A 16,352-nucleotide genomic window follows, 5' to 3' on the forward strand; every position below is an offset into this window, starting at 1 on the left:
CTCCCTGCAATGCTCTACATTTTAATTTTGCTGCCGCACCCCGCGGCTTTTGTCCGTTTTGTTATGGAGAGCTTGCATGGTAAACCGACGACTATCCTGTCTTGCGCTATTGGTGGCGCTTGCCTCCCCCGCCCTGGCGGCGGATACGCCGACGTACGGCGAGAAGCTGGAGGGGTTTGATTACGCCTGGCCGGTTAAGCATTTCACCTTTACCTCGCAACATCAGCCGCTTGATATGGCCTATCTGGACGTTAAGCCAGAAAAACCCAACGGCCGCACCGTGGTGCTGATGCACGGTAAAAACTTCTGCGCCGGAACGTGGGAGGGGACTATCCGCGCGCTTTCCGCCAGCGGATACCGCGTGGTGGCACCAGACCAGATTGGTTTTTGTAAATCCACCAAACCCGAGCATTACCAGTACACCTTCCAGCAGTTGGCGGATAACACCCACGCGTTGCTTAAGCAGCTCGGCGTCGATCGCGTGACGGTTATTGGGCACTCGACCGGCGGCATGCTGGCGACCCGCTACGCGCTCATGTGGCCGCAGGAAGTGGAACAGCTGGTGATGGTCAACCCGATTGGTTTAGAAGACTGGAAAGCCCGCGGCGTACCGCATATTACGGTCGATCAGTGGTATCAGCGTGAACTTAAAACCAGCGCCGATGGTATTCGTCAGTACGAGAAAAATACCTACTATGCCGGGGAATGGAAGCCGGAGTATGAGCGTTGGGTGACGATGCTGGCCGGGCTGAACAATGGGCCGGGCAAAACGCGTGTCGCCTGGAACTCAGCCCTGCTCTACGACATGATTTATACCCAGCCGGTGATCTACGAATTTGGTGAACTGAAGATGCCGGTATTATTGATGATCGGCACCAAAGACAACACCGCCATCGGGAAAGACCTCGCCCCGCCGGCGATCCGCAAGACGCTGGGCAATTATGCAGTACTGGGTAAGGAGACGGAAAAACGTATTCCGCATGCGACGCTGGTTGAGTTTAACGACATGGGCCATGCGCCACAGATGCAGGACCCTCAGCGCTTCCATGACGCGCTGCTGAAAGGGCTGCAGGCACGCTGACCGGTCTAAAGCAACAGCCCCGCAGCCCGTTCTTCGCGGGCTGTCTTCCGCACACTACTCGCCAGCATACCTGGCGCTGCCCTCATAACGATTTTCCACCTTTTTTCACTGCACTATTATGGCCTTGCCCGCTGTCGACGCCGCGCGTTTCCCGCTATGATGAGCGGCTGACGTAGAGGAGAACGCATGGTCTGGATAATGCTGGCAACGCTTGCCGTGGTGTTTGTGGTGGGATTTCGGGTCCTGACCTCAGATTCACGTCGCGCAATTAAACGCCTGAGCGAGCGGCTGGGGATCACCCCGGTTCCTGTAGAATCGATGATCGATCAGTTCGGTAAAACGCCCGGCAATGAGTTTATCCGCTACCTTGAACGCCCGGACGAGGCGCATCTGCAAAACGCGGCCCAGGTGCTGCTGATCTGGCAGGTCTGCATTGTCGACGGCAGTGAAGAGAATTTGCTTGCCTGGCACCGTATGCTGCGTAAAGCCCGTCTGGCCGCGCCGATCACGGACGCGCAGGTCCGTCTGACGCTGGGTTTTATGCGCGAGATGGAGCCCGATCCGCAGGAGCTAAACGCCTTCCAGTTGCGCTATAACCAGCTTTTCCTGCCGGAAGAGGGCGTGTTTTATTTGCATTGATAGTACCTGCTCCTGCCGCCGGTCCCGGTGGCGCTGTGCTTAGCGGGTCTTACAGGTGCGCGCTGCCCGATAAAAACGACAAAAGTTGTCAAATCGTTAAATCCGTCACACTTTTGATGATAAACTGCGCGACTTTTCCGAACGTTTTTATCTCAGGTGACGCCATGACAGAACACATTCAGCCCACGCCCAGACCGCAGACCCAGGAGGTCACTCGCCCCAACTGGTCGGCGGTTTTCTCCGTGGCATTTTGCGTTGCCTGCCTGATTACCGTTGAGTTTCTGCCGGTGAGCCTGCTGACGCCGATGGCACAGGATCTGGGCATTTCCGAAGGGGTGGCGGGGCAGTCCGTCACTGTGACCGCCTTTGTGGCGATGTTCGCGAGCCTGTTTATTACCCAGGTGATCGGCACCATCGACCGCCGTAAAGTGGTCATTCTGTTCAGCGTGCTGCTGACGCTCTCCTGCCTGCTGGTCTCTTTTGCCAATAACTTCACCCTGCTGCTGCTGGGTCGCGCCTGTCTGGGGCTGGGATTAGGCGGCTTCTGGGCGATGTCGGCCTCGCTCACCATGCGTCTGGTTCCCGCGCGCGCCGTGCCGAAAGCCCTCTCCGTGATCTTTGGTGCTGTTTCGATTGCGCTGGTCATTGCTGCGCCGTTGGGCAGTTTCCTTGGCGGGATCATCGGCTGGCGTAACGTCTTTAACGCTGCCGCGGTGATGGGGGGGCAATGCATTCTCTGGGTCTGGAAAGCGCTGCCGTCCTTACCGGGGGAGGCGGCACACCATAAACAGAATATGTTCAGCCTGCTGAAGCGCCCGGGCGTGCTGGCGGGGATGACCGCCATCTTTATGGCATTTGCCGGACAGTTTGCCTTCTTCACCTATATCCGCCCGGTATTCATGAACATGGCCGGGTTTGATGTGGATGGCCTGACGCTGGTGCTCCTGAGCTTCGGTATCGCCAGCTTTGTCGGCACCTCGCTGTCGTCCGCGTTCCTGAAGCGTTCCCTGAAAGTGGCGCTGGCGGGCGCGCCGCTGGTGCTGGCAATTAGCGCTGCGGTGCTGGTGCTGTGGGGCAGCGATAAGTGGGTTGCGTCGGCGATTGCGATTATCTGGGGCTTTGCTTTTGCGCTGGTGCCGGTGGGCTGGTCGACGTGGATCACCCGCTCGCTCGCCGATCAGGCGGAAAAAGCCGGGTCGATTCAGGTCGCGGTGATCCAGCTGGCGAACACCTGCGGTGCGGCGATTGGCGGCGTTGCGCTGGACCATCTGGGGCTGACGTCACCGCTGGTGATTTCAGGAACCCTGATGCTGCTGACCGCGCTGCTGGTGGCGGGGAAGGTGAAAGCAAAATAAGTAAATCCCCTCTTCCCACAGGGAAGAGGGGATATCAGGCTACGCCGATGTCTGAACCCGTCTTCTCGAATCCATCGAAATCAGCACCACCGACGACACAATCAACAGCGTGCCCAGCCAGTCCGGCAGCGTAAACGCCACCCCAAGCAAAATCACCGACAGCAGGGCGCTGCTCAGCGGCTCGGCACAGCTCAGAATGCTCGCCTTCGGCCCGCCAATCATCTGCGCGCCTTTCAGATACAGGCTGAACGTCAGCGCCGTGCCAATCACCACCAGATAGAAAAACGCCAGCAGCAGGCTGCCATCAATCACGAAGGTGGTCCCGCGTCCGGCGTAGAATGGCGTCAGCACGACCCCCGCGATTAACATACTCCAGCCAACAATCGGCAGCGTGCCGTAGCGGGCGATCAGCGTCGACGGATAGGTCGTATAAAACGCGGCGGCAAAGGCCGAGGCGATACCGAAGAACAGGGCGGCAGGAGAGATGGAGAGCGAGGTTGGATCGCCGTGGGTGACCAGCAGGAAGGTGCCGACAAGTGACGTCAAAATGGCGGATAAAACAAACACGCCGGGACGTTTTTTCCTCGCCAGCGCGAACCAGGCGACAATGATCGTTGGCGAGAGAAACTGCAGCACGGTGGCCGTCGCCGCGTTGGATTTTTCAATCGTCAGCAGGAAGGTGAGCTGGACGGTGAGCGCACCAACCAGCGAGAAAAACAGCAGGCTGAGGGCGTCTTTACGATGTTTGATGACTGAGAAAATCTTGTCGCCATGAACGAAGGAGAGGGTCAGCAAGATGACGCCGGTAAACAGCAGGCGAATCATCGTCAGGTAAGGGGACGAGATCTGGCTTTTCTCCATGATGTACTGCGCGCAAACCCCTGAGCTGCCCCATAAAACGGCGGCGATCAGAACGTTGAGCATTCCTTTACGTGTGGAACCCATGTTCTCCCCTGTTATGTTGGTTTTTGTGTAGCATAACATGGGTCTTGCCGGGTGCGGTGTGGCCTGATGCCCTCACCCCGGCCCTCTCCCACAGGGAGAGGGTGCAAACACGAAAAACGGCAACGTGCGTTGCCGTTTTGCTTTTACCTTGCTTAGAACCACGCTTCCCACATCGCGCCGACGTTGAAATCATCCAGCGTCTCATCTTTTGTACCGTTCACACGGGCGGTGCGTTCGTTATCCACTTTGCCGCCGGTCACGTAGAAGCGCAGCATTGGGCGGAACTCTGGCCCCATGGCGATGGACATGTTCTGCGACAGGGTCAGCTTCCAGCCTTTGTTATCACCGCCATTGTCGTAATCCACGTGCTGCCAGCCCGCTTCCAGCCAGGTGGAGTGAACGTCGTTCCACCAGTGCATCGGACGCACGATGGCGTTGTAGTTCTTACGGTTGTCGGTTTTATCGCGGCTGTTGTCGTAGTCGTGGAAGGCGAGGATGTACTCCACCTGCGTGGCCTGGGTGAATTTGTACAGCCCTTCGAAGCTGGCGTAGACCGTGGTCAGATCTTCGGTTTTGTTGAATACGCTGTTGTCCGCGTTATCAGAATAACGGGCAATCACCTTATTCACGCCGCTGTCGTTGGTGTGGCTCAGCACCACGCCGCCCTGCCAGGCCTTCAGACGCTCTTCACTCTCAATGGCTTTGGAGTCAAAACCGTAGTTCGCGTACAGCTCCAGATCCAGCGGGCCGACTTTCATGCCGTGGATTTTAGAGGTCGCAGCGTAGTTACCCTTGTCGCCCGTGCCGGAACCGCCGGTACAGGTAATGCGCGACGGGTTTGCCTCATCTTCCATCACTTCCGGGCTACAGGATTCCACCGCGGCCACCGCGGCAACGTCAAACTGCACGCCGCCGATGTCGAAGTTCTTCACCCCGGCACCCTGGCCGTCGTGGTTCATCCAGAAGTAATCGTTGATACCCTGCTGTGGACGCTGGTGGAAGTCACGGCCGGCCCAGAAATAGGCGTTCGGGTTGGAGGCCATAATGTTGGTCACACCGGCATAGGCTTTTTTCAGGTTAACCTCGTCGCCCCAGTGGTCGATCATCACGTTGATGTCCCAGATGGCACCGTTGTCGCCCTTGAAGGCTTTGGAGAGCTGGAATTCACCGCCGTTGCCTTCGTTACCCAGACGACCGATTGCGGATGCGCCGTTATAGGAACCGTCTACCGCCACGTATTTCTGATCGGCTGCCTGGAAGTGCGCGCCGTAGCGGGCATAGCCGGTAAATTTAACCCCAAACGGAATCGCGAGGTCCGGTGATTGCGCCGCGCTTTGCGGTTCGGTGACCACGTCCGCTTTTTTCGCGACGGCGGCGTCCATTTTGGCCTGCCGTTCGGCCAGCGCTTTGTCTACCGCTTTCGCCACGATGGCGTCGATTTGCTCTTGCGTAAATTCTTGTGCGAGTACAGAAATTGGGCAAAGCGCGGCGACAACCGCCATGGTTAATGGAAGTTTTTTAATATAATTCATGGTTATCTCAATATAGTTTAATTTTATTCAGACAATAACCATCCCGCTCCGATCTGACAGAGTTTGTCGCTATCATCAGAACAAGTGGATTTCTATTTTAGGTACAGAGTGATTACATTAACGTTTTTTCGCCATACATTATCTCTGATATAAATGGATTATTTCTTCGGATAATTCACGTGCCAGCAGGGAATTCATTAAATGATCCTGCGCGTGAACCATTATTAAGGTCATCGGCTGGCGGGCTTCGCCCGCATCCTGTTCGATCAGTTTGGTCTGCATTTTGTGCGCCTGGCGCGCGTAGCCATCGGCTTCACGCAGCAGGCTTTTGGCTTCGTCAAGGTTGCCCTGACGCGCCGCGTGCAGGGCTTCAAAGCACAGGCTACGCGACTGACCGGCGTTGACGATAATTTCCATTACGGCTTCTTCTAATGCGATCATTACACTGACTCTCTGTCAAAACTGTTATTTAATGCGGTGGCGGCAAACCACTCGCCGCTTTTCTTGATGGTGCGCTGCTGGGTAGTTAAATCGAGCTGGATAAATCCGTAGCGATTCTTATACGCATTACACCACGACCAGTTATCAATAAAGGTCCACATATGGTAGCCAAGACACTGGCACCCTTCGCTAATACCTTTATGCAGCCAGGCCAAATGTTCGGAAATAAAATCGATGCGGTATTGATCGTTTATCTGACCATTCTCAATAAAGCGCTGTTCATTTTCGACACCCATACCGTTCTCAGAAATAAAACAGCGTGGGTTACCGTAATTGTCGCGCAGGTTAATCAGAATATCGTAAATACCCGGCTCATAAATTTCCCAGCCACGGTATGGATTCATCTTGCGGCCAGGCATTTCGTAATTATCAAAGAACCACTCCGGCATAAACGGGGCCTGTGGGTTCACCGCACTGTCACGGCATTTCACGCGACGCGGCTGATAATAGTTAATGCCGAGCAGGTCGATTTTTCCTTCCGCAATCAGGAAACTGTCTTCCGGTTTGCAGGCGGGGAGCTGATCGTAAGATTTCAGCAACGCCACCAGGTCCGCCGGGTATTCGCCGCGCAGGACGGGGTCAAGGAAGCTGCGGTTAAACATCAGGTCCGCAATGTGTGCCGCTTTGACGTCAGCCGGGTTTTGCGAGCGCGGATAGGACGGTGTCAGGTTCAGTACGATACCGATCTCCCCGGCGTAGTGCCCGGCACGGTAAGCGCGTACCGCCTGCGCATGCGCCAGCACGGTGTGATACGCCACGGTGGCCGCACGACGGAAATCCACCACGTTGGGATAGTGGAAATCGTACAGATAGCCACCTTCCACCGGCACAATCGGCTCGTTGAAGGTAAACCAGTGCAGCACGCGATCGCCAAACAGATCGAAGCAAATCTGCGCATAACGGGCGTAAGCGTCCACCACGTTGCGGTTTTCCCAGCCGCCAATCTCCTGCATCGCCATCGGCATGTCGAAGTGGAACAGGGTGATAAACGGGGTAATACCCTGTTCAATCAGCTCATCAATGACCTGATGATAAAAATCGACCGCTTCCGGGTTCACTTCACCGATACCGTCGGGGATCAGGCGCGCCCAGCTAATCGAGGTGCGAAAGCTGTTGTGGTTCAGCTGCTTTAACAGCTGAATGTCCGTTTTCCAGTGTTGATAAAACGTGGAGGTGTGCTGCGGTCCCACGCCATTATGAAAACGGTTCGGCTCGCGGGCAAACCAGTAATCCCAGGTGGTTTCACCCTCTCGTGTCCCTTCGGTCTGGAGGGCGGAGCTTGCGCTGCCCCACCAGAAATTATCGGGAAATGCGTATTTCATGACCTTTCCTCTTTGACTTAATGACTTGCTGTTTCAGCGGCACCGACGGTTGCCTGGGCTTTCTGCTCTTCGTTTTTCATCAACGTACGCTCGTAAGCACGCAGGAACGGCAGGTACATCAGCGCTGACATCACCATACACACCAGACACATCACCACCGGGCTCAACGCCCAGTTTGCTGCCCACGATGCGCCAATAGGGGCCGGGGTCGTCCACGGGGTTAACGACACCACCTGTGCCAGCCAGCCCATTTTGGTGGCGCCGTACGCCAGGCAGGCGTTCACCAGCGGAACAAACACGAACGGGATAAACAGCATTGGGTTCATGATGATTGGCGCGCCGAACAGAATCGGTTCGTTGATGTTAAAGAAGCTGGGCACAACGCCCATTTTGCCGATGGTGCGCAGGTGTGTGACGCGGCTGCGCAGCAGCAGGAAGGCCAGCGGAAGCGTGGAGCCGACGCCGCCAATCAGCAGGTAGTGGTCCCAGAATCCCTGCAGGTAAACGTGTGGCAGCGCCGCGCCAGCCGCCAGTGCCGCCTGGTTTGCGGACAGGTTGGCCATCCAGAACGGGTTCATGATGCCGGTGACAATCAGCGAGCCGTGGATACCGGCAAACCAGAAGATCTGGCACAGCAGCACGGAGAGCAGAATGGCAGGCAGGGAGTCAGACGCAGAGACCAGCGGTTCCAGCAGGTGCATAATCGCCTGCGGGATAATCATCCCGGTTTGTGCTTCGATAAACAGGTTCAGCGGGTGCAGGGTACCGATCACCACCATGACCGGGATCAGGATCTCAAACGAACGCGCCACACCGGTCGGCACTTCTTTCGGCAGACGGATGGTCACGTTGTTCTGCTTCAGCCACGCATACACGCGGGTGGAGTAGATGGCGGTGATCAGCGCGGTGAAAATCCCCTGGCCGGAGAGGTACTGGGTCGAGATCTTGCCGTCGGCATACGGAGCTGCCACCAGCAGGAAGGCCATAAAGGCAAGCAGACCGGACATCACCGGATCGAGGTTAAACTGACGCCCCAGGCTTGCACCAATCCCCACCGAAATGAAGAACGTCATCACGCCCATGCTGAGGTTGAACGGCAGCATCAGCTGTTCACGGTAAGTCTGGGAGAAATCCAGCCAGCCGCGGGCAAAGCTGTTTGTCGTATCCGCGGAGAAGGGCGGGAAGATGAACACCAGCATAAACGAGCCGATGATCATAAACGGCAGCGCGGCGGTAAAGCCGTCGCGGATGGCAATCACATACTTTTGCTGGCCGAGCTTCGCGGCCAGCGGGGTAATTGACTGCTCAATAACCGCGACCATTGATTGATATAACGAACTCATGTGAACACCTTTTAGTGTGCCGCTTCGATGAGCGACAGAGCATAGTCCAGTACTTTATCGCCACGTTGCATACCGTAATCCATCATGTCGATGGGTTGGACCGGGATGCCCTTTGTAGCCGCCTTGTCTGAGAGTGTCTGTAACATGTACTTCACCTGGGGTCCGAGAAGGACAACCTGGTACTGCGGAAACTGCGTATCAAATTCGGAAACGCCATACGCGTCTATTTTTACCGGCAACCCGCGCTCTTTCGCGACATCAACCATTTTGCTGACCAGCAGGCTGGTGGACATCCCGGCAGAGCAACACAGCATAATCTTGAACATCGACAACCATCCTCTAAATGTAAAAAGTTATTGCGAGGATGATTGGACATTATACGGAAACCGGTTTCCATTTATAAAAGACAGAAGTGTGACAACCATCAAGATCCACTACTTATGACGCTAATTAACCAGATGCATGTCACATAATTTGCGCGTTTTGACATCATTTTGAGTTGAAATGGAAAATCGGTTTCCATGAAAAACGGAAAAGGATATACTCCATTCTGGCTATAATATGAGCCGTAGCGGTGATGGAATTTGCAGGTGCGAAGTAAGCCTGCCAGGGGAAAGAGATGTCGACAATCAATGATGTATCACGTCTTGCCGGGGTGTCTAAAGCCACGGTATCGCGAGTGTTGAGTGGGTCGCGTGGCGTAAAGGAAGCCAGCCGCCAGGCCGTTTTAAAAGCGGTTGATGAACTGAACTACCGGCCCAATGTGATTGCGCAGTCGCTGCTGAGCCAGTCGACGGGGTGTATTGGGGTGATTTGCGCGCAGGAGAATATTAACCAGACCACCGGTTATCTTTACGCGCTGGAAAAGCACCTCAGCCAGCATCAAAAACATCTGCTGTTGCGCTTCGCGCATACCAAAGCGGAAGTGATGCACGCCCTGGAAGAACTTTCCTGTGGGTTATGTGATGACATCCTGGTGATTGGCGCGCGTTTCCCGCTGGACGTCGAGATGGACAATGTCATCCTCGTTGACTGCATGGAGTCCGATAATTCCAACAGCATCCAGTTCGATCACGCCTTTGCCGCAGAAACCGCGTGTAACTATCTGACCAGCCAGGGGCGACGCCAGATAGCCCTGATCCATCCGCAAGGCAGCGGTTTCGCCGACCAGGTGTTGCTGGGCTATAAACACGCGCTGGAGAAAAATTTCCTGCCCTTTAATCGCAACCTCGTCTTTATGGATGCCACCTCCTCATCCGTTGCGCTGCAGGAGTTGCTTAACAATGCGAGCACGCTGAATTTTAACGCGCTGCTGGTGGCGGACGAACAGGAAGCTCAGCGGGTGATCCCGCAGCTGCAGGCGTTTAATAAATCCGTACCGGACGACATTATGGTCTTTAGCCTTGCCGGATCGCTGCATCTGCCGGGTATCCCGGTGATCCCGGCCATTGAATACTCAATGGATGCTATGGCGGCACGTATTGTGGGCTGGCTGACGGAGAAAACGCAGATGCTGGGGTCCTATGTTCTGCGCGGGGATTTGATTATTCCGGATGTACGAAAGCGCTAAAAAAAAGCGTGAAGCCCAGCTTCACGCTTAATAATCTTCCATACAATCTACCTGACTGACCGCGTCCCAGTAAGCATCCAGATTGTCGCGCTTCACGGCCGTGATGGCGTTTTTGATCAGCAGTTGATTGGCCTCAGACGACAAAATCATCGCCTGCCAGGCTTTATCGCTCTGCTTTTTCTGGGGCGTGCAGGCCTTCTTCACATCTTTAAGGATCTGCTGCTTTATCTGGGCCTCTTTCACGGGATCGTCTTTTTCCTGGGCATGGACAAACGCGGCGAAGAGCAGACAAACGAGCAGGCAAACCAGGTGTGCAGCTTTCATCAAAATCCCCTTTAGACGTCACAGGCTTCCCATGAAATATATCGTTACATTCAGTGTAGCGACGCCAGCCGAAAGTATGAATTTTTGTCTTCCTGCGTATGAGAATCCTGCACCTGGACCGGCGGTTATTGAATCCCTCCCCCCAGCGACTGCCACAGCGTAATACGGTTTTCAAAGTCGGTCTGCTGCAGGGCAATCAATGATGCCCGTGCCGACCACAGGGCGCGCTGCGCGGTGAGAACGGTCAGGTAATCACCCGCCCCCACCTGATAGCTGCGCGTTGCCACATCCAGCGTTTTTTGCTCTGCCGCCACGTATTCACGTTGCGCGTCAAGCTCTTCACTCAGGGTTTCGCGGCGCGCCAGCGCATCGGCTACATCTTTGAACGCGCTCTGGATGGTTTTCTCATAGGTGGCAATCAGCCCTTTTTTCTCCGCTTCGGCATAGCGCAGTTGCGCCATGTTATTGCCGCCGCTGAACAGCGGCAGGGAGATGGACGGCGCGAACGACCAGACCTTCATGCCGTGGCTGAACAATGACGAGAGCGAATCGCTGCCGACCCCGGCGCTGGCGGTAAGCGACATCGTCGGGAAGAAGTTGGCGCGCGCAGCACCGATGTTGGCATTGGCGCTCAACAGGTTATGTTCAGCCTCCTGAATATCCGGGCGACGCAGCAGCGTGGCGGAGCTAACGCCCGCCGGGATCAGGGTGATGGCGTTATCGCTCAGGCTCTCCAGCGTACCGGGTAGCAGGTTTTCCGGTACCGTCTCGCCCGCCAGCAAATTCAGGGCGTTTTTGTCCTGCATCACCAGCGTCTGATAGCTGGCGACGCTGGCGCGGGCCTGCTGATAAACCGCCATTGCTTCGCTGACATCCGTTGCGGCGGCGACCCCGACGTCCTGCTGACGCTGCACAATCTTGAGCGAGTTCGCTGCGCTCTCCTGAGTGGATTTTGCCAGCGCCAGATTGCTGTTATCTGCCGCCAGAGTAATCCAGGCGGTGGTCAGCTCGCTGACCATTGTCAGGCGCGTGTTCTGCGCCGTGAACTCGCTGGCAAGCCAGGTTTCACGCGCGGCGCGCGAGAGGCTCTGGTTACGACCAAACAGATCCAGCTCGAAGCTGGAGACGGCACCGTTAGCCTCATCGCTGGTGCTCACGCCGCTGGCCAGCGTGCGGCTGCGGGTATGGCTCAGGCTGGCATCCACCGACGGGAACAGAGACGAGCGCGTCTCACCATACTGGGCGCGGGCGGCGTCGATATCAGCAATCGCTTTTTGCACATCGCGGTTACTGGTGAGTGCCATTGTTACCACCCTGTTCAGGCGGTGATCGTTCATCACCTGCTGCCACTGGCTGACCACGGCGGTGGCTTCGCCGTGGGTGCCCGGCAACGTGGCCGGGACGGGCGCGTCAGGACGCTGATAGGTAGGGTCTAACGAAACACAGCCTGCGCTCAGCAGTGCCAACACTAAAACAGATACACGAAACATTATGACCTCCGGTTTGCGTGCTTACCGGAGAAGAGACGTTTCACCAGTACGAAGAATAATGGAACAAAGAAGATGGCCAGCAGCGTTGCCGCGAGCGTCCCGCCAATGATGCCGGTCCCAATCGCCACACGGCTATTGGCACCGGCACCGGTGGCGACAGCCAGCGGTGTTACCCCGGCGATAAACGCCAGCGACGTCATGATGATCGGACGCAGTCGCGTCTGAGCCGCACGCAGCGCGGCACGCGTCAGGGAGTAACCTTCCGCGACTTTCGCCTCCGCAAACTCAACGATCAAAATGGCGTTTTTCGACGACAGGCCGATGGTGGTCAGCAATGCCACCTGGAAATAGACGTCGTTGCTCAGCCCGCGCAGCGAGGCGGCCAGCGCCGCACCCAGCACCCCAAGCGGGATCACCAGAATGACTGAAATCGGCACCGACCAGCTCTCATACAGCGCGGCCAGGCACAGGAATACCACCAGGATGGAGAGGGCATACAAGCTCATCGCCTGACCGCTCGCCAGTTTCTCCTGTAACGACAACCCGCTCCACGCCCAGGTTGTGCCGGACGGCAGGTTGTTCGCCAGCTGTTCCATCCGGGTCATCGCCGTACCGGAGCTGGCACCACTGGCGTTCTCGCCCTGAATTTCATAGGCCGCCGAGCCGTTGTAGCGCACCAGACTCTCCGGGCCATATTCCCAGCGCGTGGTGGCGAACGCGGAGAACGGTGTCATGGTGCTGTCGCTACCGCGTACGTACCATTTGTTGAGATCGGAAGGCACGGCGCGGTAATCGCTGTCTCCCTGGATGTAGACCTTTTTCACGCGGCCCCGATCGATAAAGTCATTCACGTAGGTTCCGCCCCAGGCGCTGGAGAGGGTATCGGTGACGTCGCTCAGGGAAAGCCCCAGCGATACGGCTTTGTTGTTGTCGATATCCACCTGCAGCTGCGGCATCTGCGGCAAATCATTGGCGCGAACGGCATGCAGGGAGGTGTCCTGATTCGCCTGGCCGATCAGCTGATTACGCATCTTCAGCAACGTGTCGCGATCGGTGCTGCCGCTGGCCATGAGCTCGAAGGTAAAACCGTTGCTCTGGCCGAGGCCGTCTACGGCCGGGGGCGTCATGGCAAAGACGGTGGCATCGCGAAGGGAGCCGAGTTCCTGAGTGGCGCGCAGGGCAATCGCCTGAGCGGTGTTCTCATCGCCTTTACGCTCGGACCAGTTTTTCAGGGAGACAAACGCCATCCCGGCATTCTGGCCGCTGCCGCTAAAGCTAAAGCCCTCGACCGTAAAAATCACATCGGTGTTGGCTTTCTCTTTAGTGAGGAACCATTCGCGAACCTGACGACTGATCTCCGCGGTACGTACCGCTGTCGCACCGGCAGGCAGGGTGTACTGCACCATGATTTCACCCTGGTCCTCCGTGGGCAGGAAGCTGCCGGGCAGTTTCAGCATTGCCACGGCCATCGCGCCACAGAGCAGGGCGTAGACCACCAGCATGCCCGCAGAGCGGCGCAGCGCGCGCAGGACTTTATTCTGGTAGCCATGCTCGGTCTTACTGTAGAAGCGGTTAAAGGCGCCGAAGAACCCTTTTTTGTGAGGAGGCGTATGGCGCAGTACCGAGCCGCAGAGCGCGGGTGTCAGGGTCAGCGCCACCACCACCGAGAGGATCATCGCTGAGATAATGGTGACCGAAAACTGGCGGTAGATGACGCCGGTTGAGCCGCCGAAGAAGGCCATCGGCAGAAACACGGCGGAAAGCACCAGCGCAATGGCGACCAGCGCACCGGAAATTTCGCCCATCGATTTTTCGGTGGCTTCGCGGGCGGGCAGACCTTCATCGCGCATAATGCGCTCGACGTTTTCCACTACCACGATGGCGTCATCGACCAGCAGACCTATCGCCAGCACCATCGCAAACAGCGTCAGGGTATTGATGGAATAACCGAACAGCGCCAGCACGCCAAAGGTGCCTAACAGAACCACCGGCACCGCCAGCGCGGGGATGAGCGTGGCGCGAATGTTCTGCAGAAACAGGTACATCACCACTACCACGAGGATAATGGCCTCAAACAGCGTCTGAATCACATCTTCCACCGAGATCTTAATAAACTCGGTGCTGTCTTTCGGATAGGCCACGTCATAGCCTTCCGGCATAGCCCGTTTGAATTCGGCAATTTTAGCTTTCACCGCGGTGGCGGTATTGAGCGCATTCGCGCCGGGCGAGAGCATCACCGCCATACCGGCTGCCGGGTGGCCATTCAGCCTGGCGGTAGCCGTGTAATCCTCGCTGCCCATCTCCACGCGCGCCACGTCGCCGATACGCACCACTGCGCCGCTGGACTGGCTCTTAACGATGATATTTTTAAACTGATCGACCGTCTGCAGGCGCGACTGGGCACGCACGGTGGCGGTCAACTGCTGGGTACCGGACGCGGGTAAAGCGCCGATTTTACCGGCGGAAACCTGCACGTTCTGCGCTTCAATAGCGCTCTGAACGTCGGATGGCATCAGCGAGTACGACGCCAGCTTTGCCGGGTCAAGCCAGATGCGCATGGCGTATTCCGCACCAAACACCTGCAGGCTGCCGACGCCCTCTACGCGTGCCAGCGGATCCTGCATATTACTCACCAGCCAGTCGGCGATATCCGAACTGCTGGCGTGGTCGGTTTTATCGTACACGCCCATGATCAGCAGGAAGTTACTCTGCGATTTTTGCACCGTAATGCCGGCCTGCTGTACCTCGGTCGGCAAGCGCGACTCGGCCTGCTGAACTTTGTTCTGCACCTGAACCTGCGCGGTATCCGGGTCGGTTCCCTGTTCGAACGTGACGGTGATGCTTACCGAGCCGTCCGAACTGCTGGTGGAGGTAAAATAGAGCAGGTTATCCAGCCCGGTCAGCTGTTGCTCAATGACCTGGGTGACGCTGTTTTCCAGAGTCTGTGCCGACGCGCCAGTGTAGGTGGCAGAGATTTTTATCGACGGCGGGGCGACGTCGGGATACTGCGCGACGGGCAGGGTACGGATCGCCAGCACCCCGGCGAGCATAATCAGAATAGCAATCACCCAGGCAAAAACCGGGCGACGCACGAAGAAGCGGGAAAACATCAGGCGTTTCCTCCCGCGGTTTTCATCTCTTCGGCGTTAACTTGCTGACCGGCGGTCACTTTATCGGTGCCTTCCACAATCAGCTTATCGCCAGCCTTCAGTCCACTCAGCACCAGCCATTTGTCGCCGTAGGTGTCACCCGTTTCCAGCTGACGTTGTTCCACCTTATTGCCTGCCCCTACCACCAGCGCGGTGGCGTTGCCTTTGGCATCTCGGGTAATTCCCTGCTGCGGGGCGAGGATGGCTTCGCTCATTACCCCTTCATCCACTCTGGCGCGAACAAACATCCCGGGCAGAAGCTGATGCTGCGGGTTGGGGAAGACGGCACGCAGTGTGACCGAACCGGTGGATTCGTCCACTGCCACTTCAGTCAGGGCCAGACGGCCTTTTTCCTGATAGGTGCTGCCATCTTCAAGGATCAACGACACGCTCAATGTCTCGCTGTTGCTGGCAAGCGTTTGTTTGCGTAATCGCAGAAGATCGGCGCTGGAGCGGGTTAAATCGACGTACATATTGTCCAGACCGCGAATGGTGGCGAGCGCGGTCTCTTGCTGGGCAGTGACCAGTGCGCCGGGGGTGACCGAAGAGATGCCAATACGTCCGGCAATCGGGGCGGTCACCGTGGTCCAGTTGAGGTTAATGCGCGCGCTTTCCTGGGCTGCTTTTTTCGACTCCACGCTGGCCTTGTCCTGCGCACAGGTGGACTTTGCATCTTCGGCATCCTGACGCGATACGCCGTCGTCTTTCACCAGTTGTGTATAGCGTTGAGCTTTCTGGCAATCGGCCTGCACCAGCGCCTGCGCCTGTTTCAGGGCCGCGGCGGCTTCATCGTAGGCGGCGCGGTAGCTGGAAGGGTCAATTTGATACAGTGCCTGTCCGGCTTGCACGGTATCGCCTTCGGTAAAGAGCCGTTTCTGAATAATGCCGCCCACCTGAGGACGCACTTCCGCGCTCATGGCGGCCGTGGTGCGTCCGGTCAGTTCACTGACCACGGAAACGGGTTGGCTCAGGAGCGTAACAATCCCCACTTGCGGGAGGGGATGTTGAGGAGCAGATGTTTGTGCATTATCGCACCCCGTCAGGAGGAATAATGCTGCGATGGAGGTTGTTATGGCTTTCATAATTTTTTCCAGGGTGAAC

Annotated in this window: 14 protein-coding genes; 4 read left to right on the forward strand and 10 right to left on the reverse strand. The window is 56.9% G+C overall.

All coding sequences use genetic code 11. The annotated features are described in order from the left end of the window. The first annotated feature begins 76 nt into the window (after positions 1-76). The 3 genes from BH714_RS15385 (at position 77) to nepI (ending at position 3,075) form a co-directional block, all read left to right on the forward strand. A complete protein-coding gene (locus BH714_RS15385; RefSeq protein WP_040018351.1) occupies positions 77-1,081 on the forward strand; it encodes an alpha/beta fold hydrolase in 1,005 nt (334 codons plus the stop codon). 186 nt (positions 1,082-1,267) lie between these two features. Continuing rightward, positions 1,268-1,720 (forward strand): DUF1198 domain-containing protein, encoded by a 453-nt coding sequence (locus tag BH714_RS15390; protein WP_014167992.1) that lies wholly within the window; start codon positions 1,268-1,270, stop codon positions 1,718-1,720. Between the two features lie 164 nt (positions 1,721-1,884). After that, positions 1,885-3,075 carry a purine ribonucleoside efflux pump NepI gene (gene nepI, locus BH714_RS15395; RefSeq protein ID WP_040018352.1) on the forward strand — a complete coding sequence of 397 codons (1,191 nt, stop codon included), beginning with the start codon at positions 1,885-1,887 and terminating at the stop codon, positions 3,073-3,075. Between the two features lie 39 nt (positions 3,076-3,114). On the opposite strand, the gene BH714_RS15400 is transcribed toward nepI, so the two are convergent. From BH714_RS15400 to BH714_RS15425, 6 genes are all read right to left on the reverse strand, one after another. Then, positions 3,115-4,020: a DMT family transporter gene (locus BH714_RS15400; RefSeq protein WP_020882723.1), complete on the reverse strand. Its 906-nt coding sequence runs from the start codon at positions 4,018-4,020 to the stop codon at positions 3,115-3,117. A gap of 152 nt (positions 4,021-4,172) precedes the next feature. Continuing rightward, on the reverse strand, positions 4,173-5,552 hold the full coding sequence (locus BH714_RS15405; RefSeq protein ID WP_014168005.1) for a carbohydrate porin: 1,380 nt from the start codon (positions 5,550-5,552) through the stop codon (positions 4,173-4,175). A gap of 138 nt (positions 5,553-5,690) precedes the next feature. Continuing rightward, positions 5,691-5,993 carry a PTS lactose/cellobiose transporter subunit IIA gene (locus BH714_RS15410; RefSeq protein ID WP_014168006.1) on the reverse strand — a complete coding sequence of 101 codons (303 nt, stop codon included), beginning with the start codon at positions 5,991-5,993 and terminating at the stop codon, positions 5,691-5,693. Beyond that, complete coding sequence (locus BH714_RS15415; protein ID WP_020882721.1) at positions 5,993-7,375, reverse strand: glycoside hydrolase family 1 protein; 1,383 nt, start codon at positions 7,373-7,375, stop codon at positions 5,993-5,995. The genes BH714_RS15410 and BH714_RS15415 overlap by 1 nt, the downstream gene beginning before the upstream one ends. A 17-nt stretch (positions 7,376-7,392) precedes the next feature. Beyond that, positions 7,393-8,718 (reverse strand): PTS cellobiose transporter subunit IIC, encoded by a 1,326-nt coding sequence (locus BH714_RS15420; protein WP_014168008.1) that lies wholly within the window; start codon positions 8,716-8,718, stop codon positions 7,393-7,395. Positions 8,719-8,729: 11 nt separating this feature from the next. After that, positions 8,730-9,044, reverse strand: coding sequence for a PTS sugar transporter subunit IIB (locus tag BH714_RS15425; RefSeq protein ID WP_014830072.1), 315 nt, complete (start codon positions 9,042-9,044; stop codon positions 8,730-8,732). Positions 9,045-9,337: 293 nt separating this feature from the next. Between BH714_RS15425 and BH714_RS15430 the strand changes: the two genes are divergently transcribed. Next, positions 9,338-10,288, forward strand: a complete 951-nt coding sequence (locus BH714_RS15430) for a LacI family DNA-binding transcriptional regulator (RefSeq protein ID WP_014168010.1) — start codon at positions 9,338-9,340, stop codon at positions 10,286-10,288. 27 nt (positions 10,289-10,315) lie between these two features. On the opposite strand, the gene BH714_RS15435 is transcribed toward BH714_RS15430, so the two are convergent. The 4 genes from BH714_RS15435 to BH714_RS15450 all read right to left on the reverse strand — a co-directional run bounded on the left by BH714_RS15435 (position 10,316) and on the right by BH714_RS15450 (position 16,333). Then, positions 10,316-10,612, reverse strand: a complete 297-nt coding sequence (locus BH714_RS15435) for a YicS family protein (RefSeq protein ID WP_020882719.1) — start codon at positions 10,610-10,612, stop codon at positions 10,316-10,318. 125 nt (positions 10,613-10,737) lie between these two features. Beyond that, positions 10,738-12,102 carry an efflux transporter outer membrane subunit gene (locus tag BH714_RS15440; protein ID WP_040018354.1) on the reverse strand — a complete coding sequence of 455 codons (1,365 nt, stop codon included), beginning with the start codon at positions 12,100-12,102 and terminating at the stop codon, positions 10,738-10,740. Then, positions 12,102-15,212, reverse strand: coding sequence for an efflux RND transporter permease subunit (locus tag BH714_RS15445; RefSeq protein ID WP_040018356.1), 3,111 nt, complete (start codon positions 15,210-15,212; stop codon positions 12,102-12,104). Before BH714_RS15445 ends, BH714_RS15440 begins: the two co-directional genes overlap by 1 nt. Then, on the reverse strand, positions 15,212-16,333 hold the full coding sequence (locus BH714_RS15450; protein WP_032679304.1) for an efflux RND transporter periplasmic adaptor subunit: 1,122 nt from the start codon (positions 16,331-16,333) through the stop codon (positions 15,212-15,214). Before BH714_RS15450 ends, BH714_RS15445 begins: the two co-directional genes overlap by 1 nt. Between the last annotated feature and the right edge of the window lie 19 nt (positions 16,334-16,352).

It is taken from the genome of Enterobacter ludwigii, from assembly GCF_001750725.1.
GTDB lineage: Bacteria > Pseudomonadota > Gammaproteobacteria > Enterobacterales > Enterobacteriaceae > Enterobacter > Enterobacter ludwigii.